Annotated in this window: 11 protein-coding genes; 2 read left to right on the top strand and 9 right to left on the bottom strand. The window is 53.4% G+C overall.

Annotated features, from left to right (window positions below; all coding sequences use genetic code 11):
• Positions 1-97 precede the first annotated feature (97 nt).
• Positions 98-2,584, bottom strand: coding sequence for an ATP-binding protein (locus EUZ85_RS03980; RefSeq protein WP_246842219.1), 2,487 nt, complete (start codon positions 2,582-2,584; stop codon positions 98-100).
• 316 nt (positions 2,585-2,900) lie between these two features.
• On the opposite strand from EUZ85_RS03980, the gene EUZ85_RS03975 reads away from it, so the two are divergent.
• Both EUZ85_RS03975 and EUZ85_RS03970 read left to right on the top strand, forming a co-directional pair.
• The gene (locus tag EUZ85_RS03975) at positions 2,901-3,134 is read left to right on the top strand and encodes a DUF2789 domain-containing protein (RefSeq protein ID WP_127968024.1); all 234 of its coding nucleotides are present in this window, start codon (positions 2,901-2,903) and stop codon (positions 3,132-3,134) included.
• 331 nt (positions 3,135-3,465) lie between these two features.
• On the top strand, positions 3,466-5,466 hold the full coding sequence (locus EUZ85_RS03970) for a hybrid sensor histidine kinase/response regulator (protein WP_127968023.1): 2,001 nt from the start codon (positions 3,466-3,468) through the stop codon (positions 5,464-5,466).
• A gap of 253 nt (positions 5,467-5,719) precedes the next feature.
• Here EUZ85_RS03970 and EUZ85_RS03965 read toward each other — a convergent pair whose 3' ends face one another.
• The 8 genes from EUZ85_RS03965 to EUZ85_RS31970 all read right to left on the bottom strand — a co-directional run bounded on the left by EUZ85_RS03965 (position 5,720) and on the right by EUZ85_RS31970 (position 13,852).
• Positions 5,720-6,343, bottom strand: coding sequence for a response regulator transcription factor (locus tag EUZ85_RS03965; protein WP_011394293.1), 624 nt, complete (start codon positions 6,341-6,343; stop codon positions 5,720-5,722).
• Between the two features lie 153 nt (positions 6,344-6,496).
• Complete coding sequence (locus tag EUZ85_RS03960; protein WP_127968022.1) at positions 6,497-7,537, bottom strand: PleD family two-component system response regulator; 1,041 nt, start codon at positions 7,535-7,537, stop codon at positions 6,497-6,499.
• Between the two features lie 222 nt (positions 7,538-7,759).
• Positions 7,760-9,505: a GGDEF domain-containing protein gene (locus EUZ85_RS03955; RefSeq protein WP_127968021.1), complete on the bottom strand. Its 1,746-nt coding sequence runs from the start codon at positions 9,503-9,505 to the stop codon at positions 7,760-7,762.
• A gap of 217 nt (positions 9,506-9,722) precedes the next feature.
• Positions 9,723-10,622 carry a tyrosine recombinase XerC gene (xerC, locus tag EUZ85_RS03950; protein ID WP_206618112.1) on the bottom strand — a complete coding sequence of 300 codons (900 nt, stop codon included), beginning with the start codon at positions 10,620-10,622 and terminating at the stop codon, positions 9,723-9,725.
• A gap of 42 nt (positions 10,623-10,664) precedes the next feature.
• A complete protein-coding gene (locus EUZ85_RS03945) occupies positions 10,665-11,396 on the bottom strand; it encodes a DUF484 family protein (protein WP_127968019.1) in 732 nt (243 codons plus the stop codon).
• Positions 11,397-11,514: 118 nt separating this feature from the next.
• Positions 11,515-12,345 (bottom strand): diaminopimelate epimerase, encoded by an 831-nt coding sequence (gene dapF, locus EUZ85_RS03940; protein ID WP_127968018.1) that lies wholly within the window; start codon positions 12,343-12,345, stop codon positions 11,515-11,517.
• Between the two features lie 12 nt (positions 12,346-12,357).
• Entirely contained in the window at positions 12,358-13,629 is a 1,272-nt protein-coding gene (gene lysA / locus EUZ85_RS03935; protein ID WP_127968017.1) for a diaminopimelate decarboxylase, read from the bottom strand.
• 76 nt (positions 13,630-13,705) lie between these two features.
• Positions 13,706-13,852: a lipoprotein gene (locus EUZ85_RS31970; protein WP_370454906.1), complete on the bottom strand. Its 147-nt coding sequence runs from the start codon at positions 13,850-13,852 to the stop codon at positions 13,706-13,708.
• Positions 13,853-13,978 lie beyond the last annotated feature (126 nt).

The following is a 13,978-nucleotide window of genomic DNA, read 5'->3' as shown; positions in this document are numbered from 1 at the left end:
AACGTGTTTTTCATTGGTTTACAAAGTCGACGCAAACTTGACTGCAAGAGAAGAAAAACCACGTCAATCTCCCGTCAGTTAGGGTGCTTACTACAGGTTATGCGGTATTTTTGACTCCATCTTCCGCTTCCGACATCAGCTTCTCCACCTCCTGAGGATAAGCCGCCAACTGCGCCTGCAACCCCTGCAGATCGAACTGAGACGCCAGGGTCGACAGCGATCGGGCGTACTCCTCCAATCCTTCATGGGCATAAGTCTCAGCCATGGCGCTCAGACGACTGGCGAACTCCTGCACGCGCTGCAGATCGCCACTGTCTTTCAAGTCTTCCCAATCGGTCCACAACTCCTGCTTCAACTCCGACGCCAATTTCTGCTGCGCCATAGAGTTTATTTGCGCTTCAGTCGCCTGCTTCACTTTAGCTTCTGGTTTCGCACGCTCACGCACTGGCGAACTTTCTGTCTTCGTTTTCTTGGCTTTTACTACCGCCAGATATTGGGTCAACACGTTAAACAGTAGCGCGCGTTCAATCGGTTTGCGTAAGGCGTCCGCGAAACCAAGCTGATCGATACGCACAAACTCATCCGCCAGCGTCGAGCCAGTCAAAGCAATGACGGGAATCTTAGCGGTGAGCGGATGCTGCTTGAGTAGGCGAGTCGCCTCGTAGCCGTCCATGCGCGGCATACGCAGGTCCATCAGAATCAGGTCCGGTTTCTCCTGACGCGCCAGCGTCAGCGCCTCGCGCCCGTCACAGGCTTCCGTAATAAGCAGCTCCGTACCGCTGAAAAATTCCTTGATCAACTTGCGGTTGGTCTCCACGTCGTCCACCAGGAGAATTTTCGCCGGGCGGAAGCGCGGAGCCTTGGCGGAACGCAACTCGTACTTGTTCTCTTCTTTACGCTGGCTGACAGAAACATGATGCAGGCGAATTTCGAAGCGGGAGCCTTTACCCAGCTCACTTTTAAGGCCAATCTCTCCGTTCATCATCTCCACCAGCTTTTTACTGATGGCCAGACCAAGTCCCGTGCCGCCGTATTGACGATTACTCTGTCCTTCGTGCTGCTCGAAAGCGTTGAATATCCGCGCCTGTTGATCCTGCGCAATGCCAATGCCGCTGTCCTCGACCGCAATCTCCAGCTCAATGTGATCGTCATCACCGGGAATAGAGGACGCCTTCGCGCTCAAGGAAATGTAACCCTCATGGGTGAACTTGATCGCGTTGCCCACCAGATTGAATATCACTTGGCGCAAACGCACTTCATCCAACACCAGCGAGTGCGGCAGCTGATCATCCAGCACAATGCGCAAATCCAGCTTCTTCTGAGAAATGCGGGCGGAAAATATCTGCGCCACATCCTGCAATAGCCGGTGCGGGTCCAGAGGCGCGTATTCGATGCGTAACTTGCCGGACTCCACCTTGGACAAGTCAAGAATATCGTTGATGATGGTCAACAGTGCGCGGCTGCCCTTCTTGATCGCGTCCAGATAGGATTTCTGCTTGGCGTCATGGATCAGCCCTTCCAGCAACTCGGTATAGCCAATAACCGCATTCATCGGCGTACGAATCTCGTGAGACATATTGGCGAGGAATTCGCTCTTCGCCTTGTTGGCGGAGTCCGCCGCTTTCGCCAGATGCTCAGCGTGTTTCATCGCCGCCCGCAGACGCTCTTCGCTCTTGCGCAGCGCTTCCTCAGAACGAATCCGCTCCGCGACTTCGCGTGAAAGTTTACGGTTCCAATACAGGAAGATGATGATCACCACTACTGCTACGGTGGTGATGCGCCAGACCAGCGCATAATCGATTTTTTCCTCGTAGCTGAAGGTAATCCATTTTTTGTAGATCGCCTCCTGCTCTTCGGTGGTGATGGTGTTAAGCCCCTTGTCCAGAATCCGCGTCAAAATCGGCCAGTCCGACCGCACGCCAATCGCGATGTCATAGGTATACGGGGTAATGCCGGTCAACTTGATATTGCTGACGCCAAGATGGTTGACCAAATAACTGATGCTGGGAATATTGCTGATCAAAACATCTATATCTCCATTGGAAACGCCCAGCAGCCCCTCTTCCAGCGTGTCCACAAACACCAGATTCAGATTGGGATGGTTAATCAGCAGAAAGTCCTGGCTGGCGTAATCTTTAACGACAGCGACGCGCTCCCGGTCCAGTTCTTCCAAAGAACCGATAAAGCGCATTTCATCACGGACCGCCATCACAATCGGATAAGAAAGGTAATGTTCGGAGAACAGCATGCGCCCCTCTCGGCGCGGCGTCACCGCTACAGCGGCGATAACATCCAGCTCCCGGGTCTGCATGGCGCCGAGAGTGGCGGTCCAGTTTTCGCGACGGGTGCGCTCAAAACGATAATTCAGGCGCTGCTCGAGCAGCTGAATATAGTCCGCTACGATGCCCTGGTAATTGCCTTCCTCATCGATCATTTCAAAAGGAGGCCAGTGGGGGTCGCCCGCAATGCGAATATTGGGGTGCGCCTGCAGCCAGGAACGCTCGAACGGAGTCAGTATATCCGCAGCGCCTTCATCTGCGCTCGCCGGAGCCAGACATCCCCATAGCAGAAGCAAAAACGCCACGCCTAAACGCGTCGACCAAAGCGGTTGACGAACGACGCATCGTTTCGCCCTCATGCCGACAAGCCCGTGCAGAACAATAGATTTGAATTAAAACGGATCGTCACCCGCCCTGTCCCCTTGTGATCGGTGTCCGGCTCAGAAAATGACGGCGAAGCCCTGCGGCCGGAGCGGGTAACATTATGGCACGATTGAGCATTATTGACAGCCGCCCGCAATTGGCCGCGGCGCTTGAACTTCGCCTATACTTTGAGTGCTGCTGCGAACGGATTGAGATGCTGATCACAAGCTCGACACAAACTTTGAGAGGAGACGTCTGATGGATACATCGACACATAATATGAATACGCTCTTCGCCCAACTTGGCCTGGAAAACGACCCAACCCAAGTAAAACAATGGATTAGCAGTCACAGCCCGCTAAACAGCGCAGTTTCCCTGGCTGAAGCGCCATTCTGGAATGAAGCGCAACGCGAGTTCATCATGCAAGCCTGGGAAGAAGACTCTGACTGGTGCGAAGCTATCGACGAACTCGACGCACTGCTTCGCCACTAGTTAGACGCTTGCCCGGAAAGAACTTTTTATCACTTTACATAGCGCCAGTTTGGTAGGACGTTTTATTTTCAAAACAGTCGCCTAGGCCGCGCCAGACGGGCCTAGTCCAAACGGGTTGGGAGATTAATTCTTGCCGACAGACGTAGTATCATGCGCAATTCGCCGGCTTTGTTTGTAATCGGCCGCGGTTTTCCCGCACACATCTTCAACGCCTTGATCGACTGTCACGGCGAGCGTTTCGGGGCTGAGCCTCCATAATTGTTTTGCGCTATAAGAAGTTGACCGGATTACACAATGCCACTCCCAATTCACAGCTCAGCGCGGCGTCAGGATGAATCTCAATAATCAGCAATACATTTCGCATCGGCTAAGGCGCAGAACCCTGTTGGCCTACCTGTTGTTCGGCATGTTACTGGCCTGCGTCATGCTGGCGTTGAGCTGGCTGACACTGGAACAGAAGTGGCGTAGCGCCATGAATAACAGCGTCTCTATCATCCAGAAAGATTTAGCCACGGCGTTGGCGGCTAAAAACGAGTCGCAAGCCATCGCCACTCTGCAGACTCTGAATAAGCTGCTGCCGTTGCGGGAAGCCATTCTGCGGGAAAAGCAGGGCGCGGTATTACTACGCTACGAAATAGAACGAAAAGAAGGCAGACCCTGGCACGCCATATTCGGCTTCTTACCCGTAATCGGCTCTCAGCTCTTTGAATTGCCGACCGCTACGACAACGCCTCAAAACGCAACAAAGGGCGAGCTTTGGGTAGAACTGCAGTCCGCTGTATTGATGGAAGAACTCGCTCAGCAAACGCTACCTCTTTGGAGCACCGGACTGGCCTGTCTCATCATCCTTTACTTGTTCCACAGCATTCAACTGAGCCAGGCCATTGAACGCCCTCTACATGGCATCCTGCAGCGCTTGGCGCAGATTAACTACAATCGCCCCGCCAGGCATTTACTGCCTTTACGTGGAGCCCTGCGCATTCAGGACGAACTCGACGTACTGGCGTCGCACATTAACCAAATGCTGCTGGGTATCGATTCACAACTGCGACGTCGTAAAGAAATCGAAGACGAAATAAAAACCCACCGCCGTCATCTGGAAAAGCTGGTGCATGAACGCACATCTGAGCTGGTGGAATTGAACAAGAAGTTCGTGCAACAACAGTTCGACGCCAAAGCCTCTGCTCTGGCGGCCAAGCAGGCGCGTTGGGAGGCGGAGAAAGCCAACCAGGATAAAACCCGCTTTCTGGCGGCGGCCAGCCACGACTTGCGTCAGCCGCTGCACGCCATGAGTTTGTTTATCGAAGCCCTTCAGCCGCAACTGACCACCAGGCAGGCGCAAGAAATACATCGCAATCTGGCGCGCTCGCTGGAAACCATGAAAGAGCTGTTCAACTCACTCCTGGATATCTCTAAGCTGGAAGCTGGCGTACTCAAGCCGAAGAAGGAACACTTCCCGCTACAGCGTATTTATGATCGCCTGGAAGTGGTGTTCCGCCAGCAGGCGATGGACAAAGGTCTGGACTTACGGATTGTTCCCAGCCGCTCATTCATCTATTCCGACCCGCATTTGCTTGAGCAGGTGTTGGTGAATCTGGTCTCCAACGCCATTAAATACACGGAAAGCGGATTTATCTTCATTGGCTGCAAACGTGAAGGCAAGCGAGCCCGTCTACTGGTTTGGGATAGCGGTCCCGGCATTCCACCGGATGATCAAGGTTCTGTGTTTAAAGAGTTTGTGCAGTTGAGCAATCCAGAGCGGGATCGCAGTAAAGGCTTGGGGCTTGGCTTATCCATCGTCAAACGCACCTGTCAGTTGCTGAATCATCCAATTCGCTTCTCTTCACAGCTGGAGCAAGGCACCCGTTTTGAGATCATCGCGCCGCTTGGACTGAACAAATCACAGCGCCCCGCGCCACCCAAGGCGACGGTTGCGCCACTGCGCTATGAAAGAGTATTGGTGATCGATGACGACGCCTCCATCCTACTGGGAATGAAGGCGCTACTGGAGTCATGGCAGCTGCAACCCATACTCGCGAAGTCTATCGAAGAAGCCTTGGATCTTTGTAAGTCCTATAAGCAGAAGCCGGATCTGATTATCAGCGATCTGCGTCTACAGGCTGGCGTCACCGGTCTTGACGCAATTCAACGCATGCATCAGCACTTCCGCTCTAATATTCCTTCCCTTCTGATAACAGGGGATACGGCGCCGGACAGGGTGAAGCTGGCTTACGACTCCCCCTACCCACTGCTGCACAAGCCGATCAAGCCTGCGCAATTACGCTCGGTTTGCATGTCCGTGTTGAAAATGGGCGCGCCTCAGACCTCGTAATCACATTCTGGACCAGGGGGCCCTTTTGGGCTTCCTGAGAACCAACCATACCTCCGCAATAAATTTACCTTTCTAACGGGCAAGCCCACTGAGTTAAATTGTGGCTGTGGCTGTGGCTGTGGCTGTGGCTGTGGCTGTGGCTGTGGCTGTGGGAGACGATTATGGATTGGGAGGAAGAAAAGTATAAACAGGAGCTACCCGCAGCTCTGCGAGAATGCAAAAGCTACGGGAAGCGTATGACGCAGAGACTTTATTAGAGTAACTTCAATTCTCTGGCGCGATGAACCGCCTGGGTGCGGTTAGCGGCATTCAGTTCTCTGAAAATAGCAGCGATGTGCGCCTTGATTGTGCCTGGCGCAATGCTTAGCTTAGTGCCGATTTGCTTATTGGACATCCCTTCCGCCAACAGACCCAAAACTTCATGTTGACGCGGGGTCAAACAGATGTCGCCTGTGGGCATGCCTTCATCGTGTCCGGTGCGCAGCAATTCGTGCGGAATATAAACGCCGCCGGAAAGCATCAGCTGAATTGCGCTGGCGATAACCGCATTCGATGAGGACTTTGGAACATAACCCAGCGCGCCTAATTGAATTGCGCCCTGAATCAAAGCCGCTTCCTCACTGGCGGAAATAACAGCGAAAGGGGTCATGACAAACTCTTGCTTGAGTTTGCGTAACAACTCAAGCCCCTGGCTATCCGGCATGCTGAGATCCAGCAACACCAAATCCACGTCAGTGTTGGCGTTCAGCAACCGAAACACTTCCGATCCCGAGGCGGCTTCCAGGATTTCTGCATCAGGATACAGACCACTAATGATCAGTTTTAAACCACTGCGAAAAATGCCGTGGTCATCAGTAATTACGAATCTGTTGTTCATGGTTACTTGGCGTTGAATTAAGGGTTCAGACAAACAGCAGTATGCTTGCTTATGCGAGTATTGCCTATGCGTATCGGACACATACCTAAACTATAGCAAACTCCTGTTTGTGACTAATAATTAATCTATCGTTTTTTTGACCTGTTCGATGTCTTAAGCGGCATCAAGTTCATCCTTGGCCGCCACTCTGGACAACTTGTCCAGTAGTCTCGACTCCCAGTTCCCACGCTCCTTGCCAGTCTGAGAACTGTCGGGCGCCATTTCCAGTCCCACTAGCACTGGCGCATCATAGAGTGAGTCGAATTCGCTAACGACCTCGATACATTTATCCTCATCCTGTATCTGTACGAGCCAACTGGTTACTTCCTTGGAGCCATTTAATAACAGACAGCACTCCCTGGCGTCCGGCGAGCAACTTACTGGTACATGATAGCCTTTGCGACTAAGAAAGCGTCTTAACACCAAACGCTGCTCATCGTCATCGACTACCAACCCCAGTACGCCGCGCACCGCCGGTTTAGCGACATTCGCCGAAAGCCGACAGTATTTACTTAACATATCCTGCAAGCCATATAAGTTGAACGGCTTGAGCAGAAAGTCGTTGATCTCCAGCCAGGGATGAGACACGTGCTCTAACTCCCTATCGTCTTCCGCCATCAACACGATGGGGGATTCAGTAAGCTGTTCATTACGGCGAATCCATGTCGCCAAGCGCGCCCATTCCATATCTGGGAGGGCGGCGTCCACCAAAATCAAAGCGGGCTTGATCGTATTTATAAGGCGCTGCGCTTCAGCGCCGCTGCGTGCGGAAACTAACCGCACGCCCATGTGTTCGAATAATTTGTCGAGCGTCGCATGCAGGTTGTCTGAAGCATCCACCACCATGACAGACTGCGCATCGGGCCTCACGGCTTGTTTGGCTGGCGACATTGCCGGCTGCGACGTCGGCATATCGGAATGAGCGGCCGGTTTCAATGTCTCGCTTTGCGAAGAAACCAGTTTACTTGTGGCTGCTGGTGAGGCGTAGCCGAGCGTACTCACCCGCAACGCCTCCATGGCGCTCATTTCCCAATTGAGTTCATAATTGATTTGGGCTCCATCCCGGCCGCCAGAACGGCCACTCGCTAATCCAAGCTTTGACAAGAGTCTTTTAAACAGACCTGCGTCTTGATGTTTGGAGGACTCGCGTGACATGGGGAAACCCTATAAGCAACATTAGATTAATGCTAACTATCCACTTAGCTAATCACAAAATGTTACATAAGTTTACGACCCAAACAATAAGCCCGAAGGATGATTCATCCCGTTTAACCTAACCCGAAAGGACTAGCCCATTAGCAGAACCGTGACGGAGTACGCACAAAAAACTAACACCTATAACTAACCGGCTATTGCAAAAGGCAAAATGCTTACGCTTCACACACCCGCAATCTGCACCTGATTACGGCCGCCACGCTTGGCTTTGTAAAGCGCCTGATCCGCTTTCTCAAATACCCCCTGGACCGTTGCGTCGCCGCAAAACTCACAGACGCCAAAGGACATGGTGATGCGAACTTTTTCATTACGAAAATGAAAGGGTAGCCGGGAGATCATCTCACGGGTCTTATCCATCACTTCCGCGGCGATACTGGCTGGCGTCTCCGGCAACAAGACGACAAACTCCTCGCCGCCATAACGAGCGATAAAGTCCGTTTTGCGTATTCGCCGTGAAATCTCCTTGCCTATCAGTTGAATAACTTTATCTCCCGCCAGATGTCCGAACTTGTCATTCACCTCTTTGAAGCGGTCGATGTCCGCCACCACCAGCGTCAGAGGATTACCATAGCGCCGCCAGCGCTCAAACTCATCGCGCACGCGATTCTCATAGGCTTCCCTGTTCGGAAGCGCTGTAAGGGCGTCTGTAAGCGCCCTGGCGCGCTCTATCTCCAAACGCTCGCGTACTTCGCCGGACTCGCTCTCCAATTCCCGCAGGCGATGGTGCAGCAATTCCACTTCCTCGCTGAGACGCGCCTCTCGATCCGCCTCTTTGTGCATAAAGCGATCGATGGAAGATATCAGAGTATCCAGGTTGTGCTGCACAGAGCATTTCAGCGAGTCTATGTCTGTCGCTCCCCGCACGTTCTCCTGCAGAGAAGTCACTTGCTCCCGCACGCTTTTTTCCAACTCCGCATTATTGTCTCGCGACTCCTGAACATTAGCCTGACTTCCCTGAAGAAAGTTCTGAATACTGGCCAAGCGTTCATCCAGCGCCTTCAGGAAACTCTCAAACTCCCGTTGCCCCCGCCCGACCGCTGCAATCGCCAGCGCAGCCACATCGTCCAGGGTTGGCGCCAGCTCATACCAGTTCAGGCCCGCGCTGATCTTGTTCTTTAGTTTCTCAGAATCCCCCAGCATGTTTGGCGGCAACACCAATTGATCAATCAGATGATTCAAAGACGTGCACACATGATCGGCGATTGCAGAAAAGCCAGGTTCGAAATTTTCCCCGCCTAAATTCGTCGTCGCCGCGTCCTGCCCCACTTCCAGCGCATAGCGACTCTCTTCTGGGTCCTGAGGGGGAGATTGCTGTGGCGGAGCCTCGATATCCTCCGCCAGCTCTTCTTGAGCAATACTCTCTCCGCCACCTTCACGATTGGCGAATAACCGGCTTAAAAAGCCTTCTTTCTTATCCTTACGCCCATCTGACTCCGTAAGAAGCTCCTGTAGCGCCGCCGCTTGCAGCTGCGAAAACTCCTTCAATAACTGCGGATAATGTCGTAGATCCTCCACTCGGTCCCTGAGTTGTTTGCCATATTTCTTTAGCTGCTTGCGCGCCTCTCGCGAAACATTCTGCTGCAACAGCTGCTCGATTAATTCTCCCATGGCCTCCAACACACCGCTGGAGATCGCCTGCTTGTGCTGATCGAGCGCCAGTACACGTTTCTCTATGGTTTCCAACTGCTGATTCAACTCACGGGAGCTTCCGTTTTCTCTTCTCAGAATATTGCGCAGCGCTTCCAGTTCCCGGTCCAGATCTTTGTCCACGCCTTCCGCCGCCAGACTGACGCGGACAACAATACGCTCAAGTACATGAATACGCTCTTTAAGCCCGGACTCTAACTGCTCGAACTCATCCAGCTTGTCGAAATACTTTTTTTTCCAACGATCGTTTTCAGAAGCCATGAAGAAAGGATTTATTTTTCAGGATGTTAGCAATGCATTCAGTGTTCATTAAAAGCCTGGACACTGAACGTAAAGTAAAGCCGGCGTCGGGCAGACAGTCATCAATGCGTACCCGGTTCATTATGAGTATAGGCGGTTTCTAAAACATTGAACGCAAACAGAGAGAGGCAGATATACCCAGAGATTCAAGTACGTTTTAGCAGGGTGTGCGTGACGGCTAATCCGTCTTACGCTTGCGAGCGCGAGGGTGGGCTTTGTCGTAGACTTCCGCCAGATGCTGGAAGTTCAGATGGGTATAGATCTGTGTGGTAGAGATATCGGCGTGCCCGAGCAATTCCTGTACGGCTCGCAGGTCGCCACTGGACTCCAATAGATGGCTGGCGCAAGAGTGGCGAAATAAGTGGGGGTATAAGCGACCGCTGAAGCCTTTCTTTTGCGCCCATTGGCGCAGCCGGGCTTGTATGCTGCGGCGGGACAAACGGGTCCCTCGCAGACTGACGAAGACCGCCGGCTCTCCCGCTCCCGCTAACGACGCACGCGTCTGCAGCCAATCCTGCAGCGCCTTGCGGGCCTGACCGCCAACTGGGACCAGACGCTCTTTGCCGCCTTTACCCAGCACTCTGGCCAAACCCTCGCTCAAGTCTAGATGCGTCAAGTCCAGCCCCGCCAACTCGCTCAGGCGCATGCCGGATGTATAGAATAATTCGGCGATCGCCTGATCGCGTATTTCCAGTTCTTCGTCATCTACTGGCGAATCCAACAACTGCTTTGCCTGGTCGACGTCCATGGTCGCCGGCAAGCGTTTGGTCATTTTCGGAGCGTGTACGCCATTAGCGGGATTTTCGTATACGACTCGCTCTCGCAAGAGGTATTCGTAAAAACGTCTGACTGTAGACAGCAAACGGTGTAAGGAGCGGCTGCCGAGCCCACATCGATGAAACTCGCTGAGAGCCTGACGTAGCTGTGGCGTATGCAGGTCTTTCCAGGTAGCGACGCCACTGGCTTCACAATACGCGACGACGCGTCGTAGATCTCGATTGTAGTTGCTGACGGTATGCACGGAATAGCGGCGCTCGCTATGCAGATATGCAATAAACGCCTCTACTTGTGTGGACAAGCTCATTGAAGGCTCTCCGACCGTAAGACTCGCAACCAGTGACTAATCCGGGAAATGTTCGTCTCCCCGCCCCTCTTTCGCCAATAAAGGCGGTAGCATACGGCTAAGAGACTCACTGATGTATGACAGGAACAGCGACCCCATGCTGGTATTGAAATAACGCTCATTGCGACTGCCAATACTCAGCATTCCCAGCAAATCGCCGTATCTAAGAGGAATAACTGCGCAGGACGCAATGTCAGCGTGATTGTGAGGAAATAAAACCTGCAGCTGCTTGGGCTCCAGATTACCGCAAACCGCCTTGACGCTGTTAAGCAGCTCTTCGCCCAACGCATCAGAGCATTCCGTCAGCGAAGCGGTGGAAACATTGCTGATCGGGAAATCTTTATGCTCGGCGAACAGCACCAAGCTACAGAAGTCCACCTGAAAGTCGCCAGTGAAGCTGTCTTCCAGCACAATCACCACTTCGTCCAGAGAGCGCGCTTCCAGCAAGTTCATCAGCAAACGCTTGCTCTTTTCAAAGAAGCGGTCGTTCTGACGCGCCGTATCAATCAAATCGTACAGTTGCCGCTCGTAATGATCGCGTTGTTCCCGAAACAGGCTGATTTGTCGCTCAACCAGGGAAATCGCCGCGCCGGACCGGTGCGGCAGCCTTATTTCATTGAGCAGTTCTTCATGCTCAACAAAAAAGTTGGGGTGCTCACGCAAGTAAGCCACCACAGCTTCTGCTGTCAGCGCCGGATTTTCGTCACTGCGCTTTGCCTGATTATTCATTCACCACTCCACTGCCGGAACTCTGTTTAGCGCCCATCAGGGCTAGCGAGTTCCGGTTGTATGCCTGACGTTTGTATTAATAGTCCGTCTATTTTTTCCTGTCAGTGTCCCTGCCGAGCTATATCCTTACCTGGCCATCAAAAACGCGCACCGCCGGCCCGGTCATCATGACCGAATGGCCCTCGCCTTCCCAGCTTATCTTGAGGTTGCCGCCTGGCAGCTTGATTTCCACCTTGCGATCCAGCAGACCGCGCAGTCTGCCCGCCACTACCGCCGCACAGGCGCCAGTACCGCAGGCCAGCGTTTCACCAGCGCCTCTCTCGAACACTCTAAGCTTAGCAAAACGACGGTGAACCACCTGCAAAAATCCAATATTGGCGCGCTCTGGAAAGCACGGATGAGTTTCCAGCGCCTTGCCCAGTTTATGCACCGGGGCTTTATTAACGTCGTCCACCACCAGCACGCCGTGCGGATTGCCCATGGAAACCGCGCTAATCTCATACATCACGCCGTTGACTTCAATCGGGTAAATCGCCTCTTGCGAATCAGCGATAAAAGGAATATCAGACGGAGTCAGTCTGGGCGCGCCCATGTCCACTGTCACCAGGCCATCCTTGTTGACGACCAGCTCGATAACACCCTTTTTGGTCTCCACACGGATGTTTTTCTTGTTGGTCAGACGGTTTTCTTTAACAAAGCGCGCAAAACAACGCGCGCCATTGCCGCATTGCTCCACTTCAGAGCCGTCGGCATTGAAAATACGGTATCTGAAATCTACATCGGGGCGCCCTGGCGGCTCAACGATCAGCAACTGATCGAAGCCTATGCCAAAGTTGCGATCGGCCAGTCTACGCACTTGCTCCGGCCGGAAGTGCGCATGCTGGGAAATCAGATCGACAACCATAAAGTCGTTGCCCAAACCATGCATTTTGGTGAACTTTATTAACATTTCAGCTCACTTTTATGCAGGTTTTACCGAAGCGCTCTCCGGCAGCGCGCACTCTCCCGCGAACAACTCCTCGATAGTTTCGCGACGACGCACGAGGTAGTGCTTGTCGCCATCCACCATCACTTCTGCGGCGCGACCGCGAGAGTTGTAGTTGGAACTCATCACGAAACCATAAGCCCCTGCGGAACGCACCGCCAGCAGGTCTCCTGGCTTCAGGTTTAAGAGACGCTCTTTGCCAATAAAATCGCCGGTTTCGCATACCGGGCCGACAATATCATAACGCGCTTCTTTACCTTCGCTGTGCTGCCGTACAGGCACGATATTCTGCCAGGCTCCATACAGAGACGGGCGGATCAGGTCGTTCATCGCCGCATCGACGATAGCGAAATCTTTGTGGCCATTATGCTTCAGGTACTCCACGCGGGTGACCATCAGGCCAGCGTTGGCGGCGATGGAGCGCCCCGGCTCCAGCACCAGCGTCAGGCCGCTTCCCTTCAGGCGCTCCATGACGGCGCGGGCATACTCGTTGGGATGCGGAGGCGTTTCCTGGTTGTAGGTAACGCCCAGGCCGCCGCCCAAGTCCAGATGCTTGAGGCGAATGCCTTCGTTACGCAATGTCTCGATGATATTCAGCACGCGCTCCAGCGCATCCAGGAACGGGCTGATCTGAGTCAGTTGCGAGCCAATATGGCAGTCAATACCGATAACGTCCAAGTGCGGCGACAAGGCGGCGGAACGATACAGCTCCAGCGCTTCATCAATGCTGACGCCAAACTTGTTTTCTTTAAGTCCGGTGGAGATGTAGGGATGCGTTTGCGGGTCCACATCCGGATTGACGCGAATGGAAATTGGCGCTTTTTTGCCCATATCCGCGGCGACCTGCTGCAATCTTTCCAGCTCAGGCGCGGACTCCACATTGAAGCAATGCACGCCGACTTCCAGCGCGCGACGCATTTCATGCTCCAGCTTGCCAACGCCGGAGAAGACGATCCGCTCCGGTTTGCCGCCCGCCGCCAACACCCGCTCCATTTCTCCCACGGAAACGATGTCGAAACCCGCGCCTAATCGCGCCAGCACATTCAAAACCGCAAGATTGGAGTTTGCTTTGACGGCGTAGCAAATCATATGGGGATAGCCGTCCATCGCAGTCTGATAGGCTTTCAGATGCCTTTCCAGCGTGGCCCGGGAGTAGATATAGCAAGGCGTGCCGTAATGCTCGGCGATTTCCTGAACGGAAAGGTCTTCAGCGAAGAGCTGATGATTGCGATATTCAAAGTGGTCCATAGGTCAACTCAAGCTGCGGAACGGGTGTCGCTCTGGCCCCTGACGACTCAGGGGCCGGACCTGATCCTGGCCGAGGTCAAAACCCCGACGGCGCTTTCAACTCAATGCGGACGTCCCCGCTCCGCCATGTCTGCTGATCAGGTAGTTGCAAAGGACCTTTCTGACCACAGGACATTAACCAAGTAGAAGCGTATACCAACAAGATCACGCCGATTGCGCGCATAACCCATCCCGGAATTAATCAAATTCCGCCAGTATAACGGCGCAGTAACACAATAGAAACAGTCCTGAACACAATAGAACCGCCGCCGGGCGACAGCGTTGCGAGGAAAGTAAACGACGCGGTGGA

Source organism: Hahella sp. KA22 (assembly GCF_004135205.1).
In the GTDB taxonomy this organism is placed as follows: Bacteria; Pseudomonadota; Gammaproteobacteria; order Pseudomonadales; family Oleiphilaceae; genus Hahella.
The sequence above is the reverse complement of the archived record's forward strand: the minus strand, read 5'-3'. Positions and strand labels throughout refer to the sequence as shown.

Coding starts and splice junctions, on each gene's coding strand:
- EUZ85_RS03955 (WP_127968021.1), bottom strand. CDS start 9,505: ATGGCTTCTGAAAACGATCGTTGGAAAAAAAAGTATTTCGACAAGCTG.
- EUZ85_RS03945 (WP_127968019.1), bottom strand. CDS start 11,396: ATGAATAATCAGGCAAAGCGCAGTGACGAAAATCCGGCGCTGACAGCA.
- EUZ85_RS31970 (WP_370454906.1), bottom strand. CDS start 13,852: ATGCGCGCAATCGGCGTGATCTTGTTGGTATACGCTTCTACTTGGTTA.
- EUZ85_RS03970 (WP_127968023.1), top strand. CDS start 3,466: ATGAATCTCAATAATCAGCAATACATTTCGCATCGGCTAAGGCGCAGA.
- EUZ85_RS03965 (WP_011394293.1), bottom strand. CDS start 6,343: ATGAACAACAGATTCGTAATTACTGATGACCACGGCATTTTTCGCAGT.
- EUZ85_RS03960 (WP_127968022.1), bottom strand. CDS start 7,537: ATGTCACGCGAGTCCTCCAAACATCAAGACGCAGGTCTGTTTAAAAGA.
- dapF (WP_127968018.1), bottom strand. CDS start 12,345: ATGTTAATAAAGTTCACCAAAATGCATGGTTTGGGCAACGACTTTATG.
- EUZ85_RS03975 (WP_127968024.1), top strand. CDS start 2,901: ATGGATACATCGACACATAATATGAATACGCTCTTCGCCCAACTTGGC.
- lysA (WP_127968017.1), bottom strand. CDS start 13,629: ATGGACCACTTTGAATATCGCAATCATCAGCTCTTCGCTGAAGACCTT.